General features: G+C 60.5%; 11 protein-coding genes. 10 read left to right on the top strand and 1 reads right to left on the bottom strand.

The genetic code is table 11. The features are described 5' to 3' along the window. Positions 1-233 (top strand): TrbI/VirB10 family protein (locus EN906_RS10925; RefSeq protein ID WP_281060437.1); only part of this gene is annotated, 233 nt, incomplete at its 5' end. 12 nt (positions 234-245) lie between these two features. Beyond that, positions 246-488, top strand: a complete 243-nt coding sequence (locus tag EN906_RS10920; RefSeq protein ID WP_024502859.1) for a DUF2274 domain-containing protein — start codon at positions 246-248, stop codon at positions 486-488. Between the two features lie 229 nt (positions 489-717). On the opposite strand, the gene hemN is transcribed toward EN906_RS10920, so the two are convergent. Beyond that, on the bottom strand, positions 718-2,067 hold the full coding sequence (hemN, locus tag EN906_RS10915) for an oxygen-independent coproporphyrinogen III oxidase (protein ID WP_024502860.1): 1,350 nt from the start codon (positions 2,065-2,067) through the stop codon (positions 718-720). A 152-nt stretch (positions 2,068-2,219) separates the two neighbouring features. Here hemN and EN906_RS10910 point away from each other — a divergent pair, with 152 nt between their 5' ends. The 8 genes from EN906_RS10910 to EN906_RS10875 form a co-directional block, all read left to right on the top strand. Continuing rightward, positions 2,220-2,963 (top strand): Crp/Fnr family transcriptional regulator, encoded by a 744-nt coding sequence (locus tag EN906_RS10910; RefSeq protein ID WP_024502861.1) that lies wholly within the window; start codon positions 2,220-2,222, stop codon positions 2,961-2,963. 491 nt (positions 2,964-3,454) lie between these two features. Continuing rightward, a complete protein-coding gene (gene ccoN, locus EN906_RS10905) occupies positions 3,455-5,074 on the top strand; it encodes a cytochrome-c oxidase, cbb3-type subunit I (RefSeq protein ID WP_024502862.1) in 1,620 nt (539 codons plus the stop codon). Continuing rightward, positions 5,074-5,805 carry a cytochrome-c oxidase, cbb3-type subunit II gene (ccoO, locus tag EN906_RS10900; RefSeq protein ID WP_024502863.1) on the top strand — a complete coding sequence of 244 codons (732 nt, stop codon included), beginning with the start codon at positions 5,074-5,076 and terminating at the stop codon, positions 5,803-5,805. Before ccoN ends, ccoO begins: the two co-directional genes overlap by 1 nt. A gap of 11 nt (positions 5,806-5,816) precedes the next feature. Further along, positions 5,817-5,966 (top strand): cbb3-type cytochrome c oxidase subunit 3, encoded by a 150-nt coding sequence (locus EN906_RS10895; protein WP_024502864.1) that lies wholly within the window; start codon positions 5,817-5,819, stop codon positions 5,964-5,966. A gap of 2 nt (positions 5,967-5,968) precedes the next feature. Continuing rightward, positions 5,969-6,832: a cytochrome-c oxidase, cbb3-type subunit III gene (gene ccoP / locus EN906_RS10890; RefSeq protein WP_024502865.1), complete on the top strand. Its 864-nt coding sequence runs from the start codon at positions 5,969-5,971 to the stop codon at positions 6,830-6,832. 166 nt (positions 6,833-6,998) lie between these two features. Next, positions 6,999-8,558, top strand: coding sequence for a cytochrome c oxidase accessory protein CcoG (ccoG, locus tag EN906_RS10885; RefSeq protein WP_024502866.1), 1,560 nt, complete (start codon positions 6,999-7,001; stop codon positions 8,556-8,558). Beyond that, positions 8,555-9,052: a FixH family protein gene (locus tag EN906_RS10880; RefSeq protein WP_024502867.1), complete on the top strand. Its 498-nt coding sequence runs from the start codon at positions 8,555-8,557 to the stop codon at positions 9,050-9,052. The genes ccoG and EN906_RS10880 overlap by 4 nt, the downstream gene beginning before the upstream one ends. Continuing rightward, a partial coding sequence (locus tag EN906_RS10875) for a heavy metal translocating P-type ATPase (protein ID WP_164777147.1) occupies positions 9,049-10,401 on the top strand: 1,353 nt, incomplete at its 3' end. The genes EN906_RS10880 and EN906_RS10875, both read left to right, overlap by 4 nt.

The following is a 10,401-nucleotide window of genomic DNA, read 5'->3' as shown; positions in this document are numbered from 1 at the left end:
AGGGAGTGGCGCTTGCCACATTGCTCGGTGTCGGCACAGAATTCAGCCTCGGCGAAAACGAGAGCGATCTGGTCAAGGCGATCCGGGAATCAGCCCAGCAGAACGCCAGTCGAGCCGGCCAGCGCATCACCGAAAAAAACCTCAATATCCAGCCCACCATCGTCGTCCGCCCAGGTTGGCCACTGCGCGTCATCGTGCACAAGGACATCGTGCTGCGGCCATACGCCAGTTGAGCAGGAGTTATCATGGCTGACCTGAAACTTGGAAAACTTCCGGACCGAACAGCTTCGAAGATCACCATTACCGTCAGCGCGGAGCTGAGCCAAACACTCAAGGAGTATGCTGCACTTTACCGTCAGACCTATGGTCAGTCTGAAACCGTGGCAGAACTCATCCCTTTCATGCTGGCGGCGTTTCTGGAAGGCGACCGAGCCTTTGCCAAGGCCAGAAAAGAACGTCTGCCGACGGAGCTTGCCGGAAAATCGTGACTCCTCCGCTAGGGCAGCTGGAACATTGCCTAGCTGTCGCGACCTACCTGCGAAGCATAGGATCAAACACCTTGAAATGCAGGTATGCGCAAGAGTGGATGTGGAAGGAGATACCGCGCAACAGCCTAAGTTTGCATTTTCGATTTTGATGCGGTAGTCGGCTATGAGCGGTCAAAACGAACGCAGCTGGTTCGCCGATCGACCAAACGGCGAGCGCACTGTGCTTTGCTCAGACCGCCACCGAGTGCCTCGCCGTTCCCCCTTTGAAATATGTATCGAACTTGGCCGCGATGGTTCGAATGAAGGGGCGACTTTCAGTCCGTACGAGGAAACTGTCACCATCGAATTCAAGCGCTCGGGCAGGATCGTGGAGTGCGATGGACCTCGAGCGATGAAGGAGCTGCTCGCCGGCTTTGCCGAACCGCTCCACCAGGTCGACTGCCGAGAAGGCAAAATCACACATCAGCCGCTCGATGATCCAGCCACGGACGCGATCGTCGTCGGAAAGGGCAACGCCGCGCACGGCAGCCAACCCGCCATCCGCAACCATGCGCCCGTACCCGGAAGTCGAAGCCATGTTCTGCACGTAGCCTTGGCGAAAACGACCGATGGACGAAGGGCCAAGTCCGATGAGTGTCGGGCAGCGATCCTCAGTGTAGCCCTGAAAATTGCGATGCAAAACCCCTGCGCGGGCCGCTATGGCCAGCGCATCGTCGGGCTTCGCGAAATGATCGAGTCCTATTGCCTCATATCCCTTGGCGACAATTGCCCGCGCCGCGAGTTGAGATTGGGCGAAACGCTCAGTGGGACTCGGCAGCCATGCCTCGTCGATCATCGTCTGATGCTTCTTGAACCAGGGCACATGTGCGTAGCCGAACAGGGCCATCCGGTCTGGCTCCAAGGTCAGTGCCTGCGCCACCGTGGAACAGATCGTCTCGCGTGTCTGATTCGGGAGCCCGTAGAGCAGGTCCAGATTGACCGATTCGACGCCCCGCGAACGAACCCCGTCGACGACTGCCTTGGTCTGCAAAAAACTCTGCTCACGATTAATTGCTTTTTGCACTTGCGGATCGAAATCCTGCACGCCGAGGCTCGCCCGCGTTACGCCGATTTGAGCAAGTGCATCAAGGCGCGCCTTGTCCATGTCGTTGGTTTCGATTTCGATGCTGACCGTAGCATCCGGGAGAAGGTCGAAGCTGTCCCGCAAGGCCGCTCCAAGAGCAACCATATCATCGGGCCTCAGAATAGTTGGCGAACCGCCACCGAAGTGGATTGCACGGACATGTGCCTTGCCGCTCACCAGACCGGCAATCGTGACGATTTCGGCATTCAGCGAGCGCAGATAAGCGGCCACCGGCTCATATTGGTGCGTCTGCTTGGTGTGGCAGGCGCAGAACCAGCAGAGCTTGTCGCAGTAAGGAATGTGCAGGTACAGCGAGATTTCGTCGCCGCTTTCCAGCGTCTCCAACCAGCCACGGTAAATGGCAGCATCGATCCCCGAATGGAAATGCGGCGCCGTCGGATAGCTGGTGTAGCGTGGGACGTTCTCGCTGAGTTTGACAGCTATTTCCGATTGCATCTCGCGTTCACCGTGTTGCCCGCCGGAACACTGCACGCATCGCTGAAGCAGACCCTGATCTCGATCAGCCGCGCTCATGGACAAACCGCCGCAGGATTTCTCTACCCTGGATGGGTATCCTGCCGGCAGTTAGGATCGGGTAAGGCGAACGCATGACCTTTCGGCAAGACATTCATAGTTCCGGCATTCCTGTTCTTTGCTTCCCTTGCGAGGCACGGCGTCGCGGTGTCTGCGGTGCGCTCGATCCAGACAATTTGGTTGGGCTCGCCAAGACTTGCTCGCGTCGCCGGATCGAGTCAGGAATGGAGTTGACCGGCGAGGCACAGAACGTCGACAGCTACTCCAACGTGCTTTCAGGCGTGGTAAAGCTATCAAAGAGCCTGTCGGATGGGCGCCAGCAGATCGTCGGTCTCCAGTTTGCACCGGATTTTCTGGGACGTCCTTTCAAGGAGGAAAGCTCGATCAATGCGGAAGCGGCAACAGCAGTCACGCTGTGTTCGTTTCCGCGAGCGGCCGTCGAACGGATGATGAAGGCGTCACGGGAATTCGAGCATCGCCTGCTCAAACAGACGCTGAATGAACTCGATGAGGCGCGCGAGTGGATGGTGACGCTGGGGCGCAAGACAGCTCCGGAAAAGGTGGCGACTTTTCTCCTCATGATGGCCCGGAATATCGATTCCAGTCTCGATGCGGCTTCCGGGTCGGCCTCCTTCGATCTGCCGCTGACGCGTGCCGAAATGTCTGATTTCCTTGGAATCACCAGCGAGACCGTGAGCCGCCAACTGACGCGATTGCGGGCTGACGGGGTGATTCGGATTGAGAACGCACGCCATGTGACGGTGGACAGCATAAGCCGTCTGGAGAAGCGCTGTGGCGGCGGACGCGAGCGGCCCTAAGCGGCGAGGCCATGTCGCATGACTCCGGGGCGGGCCGTGTTTGCCTTTTAATGCGATGTCGCCGCGCCTTCGACGAAGCGGCGTCACGGTCGAGACAAACAGCTTTCGGCCTTTGATAGGAACGTGACCAATCGCCAGGTGTGTTTCGGCACATACCGGCGAAGCATGGTCCTTAATCTGCCACGGCTCGGCGGAACGATCGCGTTCGTTTCCAATGGGATCCGAACAACGTTTGGCAGGGCATCGGCAATAGCATCCAACGCGCGCAGAGCCTCAGCTTTCGCCTCAGCGATCGCGTCTGCGCCCGCCCAACCCAGGGAACGCCTTCCATGAGGGGGTGAGCCCGCGCTGCGTTCCTCGTTCATTCGCCACCTGCTGATTGCGCCGCACAAAATCGTGCGGCCTGACATAGATCAGGGCGAGGGGGCGGCGGCTGCGCGATTAGTGCGCTGCGGATTTGGCATCCACCAGATTCGAGATCGGGATCTGCAATGAAATTCGGCACAGAGATCGTCCTTCTAAGCGTGTTCGCTTTTGCGGCCCTGGTGGCCGCCGGCTTCGGCGTGGATGAACCTTTCCGCCGACACATGTGGGTGTTGTTCTTCGCAGTGGCTGGTTTCACTGCGATCCTGTTGCGCAACACGGAGTTCAGGCCAGCAGCTCCGATTGACCCATCCGCTTACATGGATGGTCCGATCCGCTACGGCGCGATCGCCACCGTGTTCTGGGGTGTCGTCGGCATGCTGGTCGGCGTGGTGATCGCGCTGCAGCTCGCCTACCCCGATCTCAACATCCAGCCCTGGTTCAATTTCGGTCGTTTGCGGCCGTTGCACACATCCGGTGTCGTTTTCGCCTTCGGCGGCAACGCGCTGCTTTGCACGTCTCTGTATGTCGTGCAGCGCACCTGCCGCGCGCGCCTCTTCGGCCGTGATCTCGCCTGGTTCGTCTTCTGGGGCTACCAGCTTTTCATCGTCATGGCCGCGACCGGTTATCTGCTCGGCATCACCGAGGGCCGCGAGTACGCCGAACCCGAATGGTATGTGGATGTCTGGCTGACCATCGTCTGGGTCGCCTACCTCATTCTGTTCCTTGGCACGATCCTGAAGCGCAAGGAACCGCATATCTACGTGGCCAACTGGTTCTACCTGTCGTTCATCGTGACCATCGCGATGCTGCATGTGGTCAACAACCTGTCCATACCAGTCTCGTTCCTGGGCTCCAAGAGCTACTCCGCCTTTTCAGGGGTCCAGGACGCCTTGACGCAATGGTGGTACGGCCACAACGCGGTCGGCTTCTTTCTCACCGCCGGCTTCCTCGGCATGATGTATTATTTCGTGCCCAAGCAGGCGAACCGGCCAGTCTATTCGTACCGGCTGTCGATCGTCCATTTCTGGGCTATCATCTTTCTCTACATCTGGGCCGGGCCGCATCACCTGCACTACACCGCCTTGCCCGATTGGGCGCAGACGCTCGGCATGGTGTTCTCGATCATGCTGTGGATGCCGTCCTGGGGCGGCATGATCAACGGCCTGATGACGCTGTCCGGCGCCTGGGACAAGCTGCGCACCGATCCGATCATACGCATGATGGTGATGGCCGTCGCCTTCTATGGCATGTCGACCTTCGAAGGCCCCATCATGGCGATCCGGGCGGTCAATTCGCTGTCGCATTATACCGACTGGACCATCGGGCACGTCCATTCGGGTGCGCTCGGCTGGGTCGGCATGATCTCGTTCGGCGCGATCTACTACATGGTCCCGAAGCTCTGGAACCGTCAACGGCTCTACTCGCTGAGGCTCGTCACCTGGCACTTCTGGCTGGCGACACTCGGGATCGTCGTCTACGCCGCGGTGATGTGGGTGTCCGGCATCATGCAGGGCCTGATGTGGCGCGAATATGGCGAGCAGGGCTTCCTCGTCTACTCCTTCGCCGAAACCGTCGCCGCCATGCACCCCTACTATGTCATGCGCGCCATCGGCGGCGCCATGTACCTCTCCGGCGCCCTGATCATGGCCTGGAACATCACCAGGACCATCCTCGGCCACCAGCGCGAGGAGGAGCCGATGCCGAGCCCCGTCGCCATCCGACCTGCGCGATCAGGAGCCAGGTAATGGGCTTGATGGACAAACACGCAATCATCGAGAAGAACGCCACGCTTCTTCTCGTTGGCTCGCTGCTCGTGGTGACGGTCGGCGGCATCGTCGAGATCGCGCCTCTCTTCTATCTCGACAATACGATCGAGAAGGTGGAAGGCATGCGCCCCTATTCGCCGCTCGAACTTGTCGGGCGCAACATCTATATGCGCGAGGGCTGCTACCTCTGTCATAGCCAGATGATCAGGCCGTTCCGCGACGAAGTTGAGCGCTATGGCCACTACAGCCTGGCTGCCGAGTCCATGTACGATCACCCCTTCCAGTGGGGATCGAAGCGTACCGGGCCGGATCTCGCCAGAGTTGGCGACCGCTACTCGAATGCATGGCATGTCGCGCATCTTACCGACCCGCGCTCGGTGGTGCCGGAATCGATCATGCCGAGCTATGGGTTCCTGAAAGACACGCCGATCGACGTGAAGGATTTCTCGACGCATCTGGTCGCCAACAGGCTTGTAGCCGTCCCTTACACGGATGACATGATCGCCCACGCCAATGCGGATCTGGGGGCGCAGGCCGATCCCAATGCCGACACATCAGGCCTTGAGGCGCGTTACCCAAAAGCCAAGATCGGCGACTTCGACGGCAACCCGCAACAGGTCACCGAAATGGATGCCCTGCTCGCCTACCTGCAGATGCTTGGCACACTGGTCGACTTCAAAAATTACGACGAAGCCGCCGGCTACCGCTGAGGAGAACGCTGATGACCTACAATTTGATGCGGGCGTTTGCCGACAGCTGGGGCCTGGTTGCGATGGCGCTGTTCTTCGTGGGGTGCATCGCCTTTGCCCTACGCCCCGGCAGCCGAAGGCTGGCCGACGAAGCGGCCCGCATTCCGCTCGAGGACGAGTGATCATGAGCGACGAGCATATCGATGAAATCTCTGGCGTCTCGACCACCGGCCACGAATGGGATGGTATCCGGGAGCTGAACAACCCGCTTCCCAGATGGTGGGTCATCACTTTTTACGTCACCATTGTCTGGGCGATAGGCTACACCATTGCCTATCCAGCATGGCCTCTGTTGCACTCGGCGACAACGGGTGTGCTCGGCTATTCCAGCCGCAACGAGGTCAGGAACGAGCTGACCGCGGCTGAGGCCGCCAAGGGCAAATATATCTCGGCGGTGGAGTCCAAGAGCGTCTCGGAAATCGCCGCGGACGACGGCCTGCGCGAATTCGCAATCGCCGCCGGTGGCGCCGCTTTCAAGGTCAATTGCGTACAATGTCACGGCTCCGGCGCCCAGGGTTCCAAGGGCTTTCCCAATCTCAACGACGACGACTGGCTATGGGGCGGCAAGGCCGAGCAGATCCAGCAGACGATTACGCACGGCATCCGCTTTGCGACTGATGCGGAAACGCGGCTGTCGGAAATGCCGGCCTTCGGCGACATCATTACCGCCGACCAGATCGCACAAGTCAGCGCCTACGTGGCCAGCCTTTCCGGCAAGGTCCGCGATGCAAGTCTGATCCAACCCGGCGCCAAGGTCTTTGCCGAGAATTGCGTGGCCTGTCACGGCGACAATGCAAAAGGCAACAGGGAATTCGGCGCCCCCGACCTGACCGATGCGATCTGGCTCTATGGATCCGGTGAGACAGCCATCGCCGCACAGGTCCGTGCGCCAAAACAGGGCGTCATGCCGGCCTGGGTTGGCCGTCTCGGCGAGATCAAGGTCAAGGAACTTGCAGTTTATGTCCATTCGCTTGGCGGCGGAGAATAGGAATGGAAGCCCTATTCTTCGGTCCCCCCTGCCAAGCGGACGAGGCCTGGCGTGAGCCGGGCCTCGACACCATCCCTAATGCGATCTGCACAACCCGGCAAGGCTATCCTACGGCGAGGCTTTACGACAGGTGCCCCTGACATCGGCTGGGAAAGTGGAGTTGCACATGCGTGACAAGACGCAGTTGACAGGGCTCGAAACAGAAACTGTCAATTCCGCCAAAACCCGCAAGCCGCTTTATGCCGCGCGTCAAAAGATCTTTCCGAAGCGCGCCTCGGGCAACTTTCGTCGCTTCAAATGGCTGGTGATGACGATCACACTTGGCATCTATTACCTGGCTGCGTGGCTGCCTTGGGCTCGCGGTCCATTTGCCCCGGACCAGGCAGTCCTGCTCGATCTCGCGAACCGGCGCTTCTACTTCTTCTTCATCGAGATATGGCCCCAGGAATTCTTCTATGTGGCCGGCCTCCTGGTCATGGCGGGCGTCGGTCTTTTCCTGATCACCTCGACTGTCGGCCGTGCCTGGTGCGGCTATGCATGCCCTCAGACGGTGTGGGTCGATCTGTTCCTCGTCGTCGAACGTGCGATCGAGGGGGACCGTAACGCCCGCATGAAGCTCGATGCAGGTCCCTGGACCGCGCGCAAGCTCATGCTGCGCGTGTTCAAGCACACCATCTGGCTCGTCATAGGCGCGGCGACTGGCGGCGCCTGGATCTTCTATTTTGCCGATGCGCCGACGCTGGTCGGCGAACTCTTCACCGGCACCGCGGCGCCCGTCGCCTACATCACCGTCGCCGTCCTGACGGCGACCACCTACACGTTCGGCGGGCTGATGCGAGAACAGGTCTGCACCTATATGTGCCCATGGCCGCGCATCCAGGCGGCCATGCTCGACGAAAGTTCGCTCACCGTCACCTACAATGACTGGCGCGGCGAACCGCGTTCTCGCCATGCGAAGAAGGTGCAAGCTGCAGGGCAGTCCGTCGGCGACTGCGTCGACTGCAATGCCTGCGTCGCGGTCTGCCCGATGGGGATCGACATTCGCGATGGCCAGCAGCTCGAATGCATCACCTGCGCGCTCTGCATCGACGCCTGTGACGGCGTCATGGACAAGCTCGGCAAGGAGCGCGGGCTGATCTCCTACGCGACGCTCTCCGACTACAACACCAATATGATGCTGGCAACCGCGGGCGGCTCCAGTTCAGTCAACCCGTCGCTGGTCAGGACCGCTGATGGCCTGTTCTCCGACAAGGTAGCGCATTTCCACATCCGCAAGATCTTTCGGCCGCGCACCTACGTCTACATGGGCTTGTGGTCGCTGATCGGCCTCGGCCTGCTCTATTCCCTGCTGACGCGCGACCGGCTCGAACTAAACGTGTTGCATGATCGCAATCCTCAGTTCGTCACGCTGTCCGACGGCTCCATCCGCAATGGCTATACCGTCAAGCTGCTCAACATGATCCCGGAGCCGCGGACGCTCGTCGTCACGATCCAAGGCCTGGATGGAGCTGACATGAGCGTGGTCGGCGAAGATATCCCGGCAGGCCGCTCATTCGCCATTCCGGTCGAACCCGACCGCCTGAAAATGCTGAAAGTCTTCGTGCGCCAGCCCGCGGGCCAGATCCGCGCGCCGGCGCAGACTTTCAAGTTCCGCGTCGAGGACAGAGCCAGCTTCGAATCGAACGAGTACACCGCCACCTTCAACGCGCCGGAGGCCCCCAGATGACTGCCAATGTACAAAAGCCTCGTGAATTTACCGGCAGGCACATGCTGGCCATCATCCTCGCCTTTTTCGGCGTGATCATCGCGGTCAATTTGACCATGGCGACGCTCGCCAGCACAAGCTGGACTGGCCTCGTCGTCGAAAACACCTATGTGGCGAGCCAGCAATTCAACAAGAAGGCCACGGAAGGACGGGCACAGGCAGCCCTTGGCTGGACCGGCAAGCTGACCATCGCATGGGGTGAAGTCCGCTACAGCCTCACCGATGCCGCTGGCAAGCCGGTTCCCCTGCACGGCGTCAAGGTGCTGTTTCGCCATCCCGCGTACGAGAAGGAGGACAAGTCGGTCACCCTCGCACCCGCCTCGGGCCAGGAATTCGCAGCCCAGCACATGCCGAAGGACGGCGTCTGGATTGTCGAAGTCGACGCCGACGCCGGTCTGGATAAACCGTATCGCGACGTCCGCAGGATCATGATTTCCCATGGAGCGCTGCAATGAGTTGTTGTGCACCGGGCGCCGAAATGGCGCTTGATCTGGGCAGCACCACGTCGGTCCTGCCGTCTAGTCAGGAGATCAGGCTGGCGAGCCGATCGCTTGGCGATGATCTCCGCCAAACCGATCTTTCGGTGCCGAGCGTTCATTGCGCAGCTTGTATCCAGACGATCGAGACGGCGTTGGGAACGCTCGATCGCGTCGAGAGCGCCCGCGTCAACCTGTCGACGAAACGGGTCTCGGTCCGCTGGCGTGGCGACGAGGTTCCACCGTTCGTCGCCGCGCTTGGACGGCTCGGCTACCAGGCGCATCTCTTCGCCCCCGAGATTGATGAAAAGGACAGGACGCTTTCGGAGTTGATCCGCGCCGTCGCGGTTGCCGGGTTCGCGGCGGGCAATATCATGCTGCTTTCGGTCTCTGTCTGGTCCGGTGCCGAAGGCGCTACCCGCGACCTGTTCCACTGGGTCTCTGCGCTTATCGCCATCCCTGCACTCGCCTTCGCCGGCGGCATCTTCTTCCGCTCGGCCTGGAATGCGTTGCGCCACGGCCGCATGAACATGGACGTGCCGATCGCGGTCGGGGTGTCGCTTGCCTACGCCATGAGCCTCTATGAGACGATCAACCATGGCGACCATGCTTATTTCGATGCATCGGTGTCGCTGCTGTTCTTCCTGTTGATCGGCCGCACGTTGGATCACGTGATGCGCGAACGTGCCCGGATCGCCGTGAAAGGCCTGTCCCAGTTGGCCGCACGTGGCGCCATGGTGCTGCGCGGCGACGGCGCACGCGACTATCTGCCGGTTGGCGAGATCGAACCAGGGATGCAGCTGCTGATTGCTGCCGGCGAAAGGATACCCGTCGACGGCAAAATCATTCAAGGGGCATCGGATCTGGACTGTTCGCTTGTCTCGGGCGAGAGCACGCCTCGAAGCGTTGCAGCAGGCGAAGCCGTGCAGGCTGGTGTCCTCAACCTAACCGGCCCGCTGACGATTGAGGCGACAGCCGCCGCGAAAGATTCGTTTCTGGCGGAAATGGTTCGGCTCATGGAAGCCGCAGAGGGCGGCCGCGCGCATTATCGCCGGATCGCCGATCGCGTTTCAGCGCTCTATGCCCCGGTGGTTCATCTCACAGCCTTCGCGACGTTCCTTGGCTGGATGGCGGTGACCGGCGACTGGCATAGGGCGATAACCATCGCCATTGCCGTTCTGATCATCACCTGCCCGTGCGCGCTCGGCCTCGCCGTACCGATCGTTCAGGTGGTCGCCGCGCGGCGTCTGTTCGAGAACGGCATCATGGTCAAGGACGGTTCGGCCATGGAGCGCCTGGCGACGATTGATAACGCAGTGTTCGACAAG

The sequence above is a fragment of the Mesorhizobium sp. M7A.F.Ca.CA.004.06.1.1 genome (genome assembly GCF_003999135.1).
GTDB lineage: Bacteria > Pseudomonadota > Alphaproteobacteria > Rhizobiales > Rhizobiaceae > Mesorhizobium.
The sequence above is the reverse complement of the archived record's forward strand: the minus strand, read 5'-3'. Positions and strand labels throughout refer to the sequence as shown.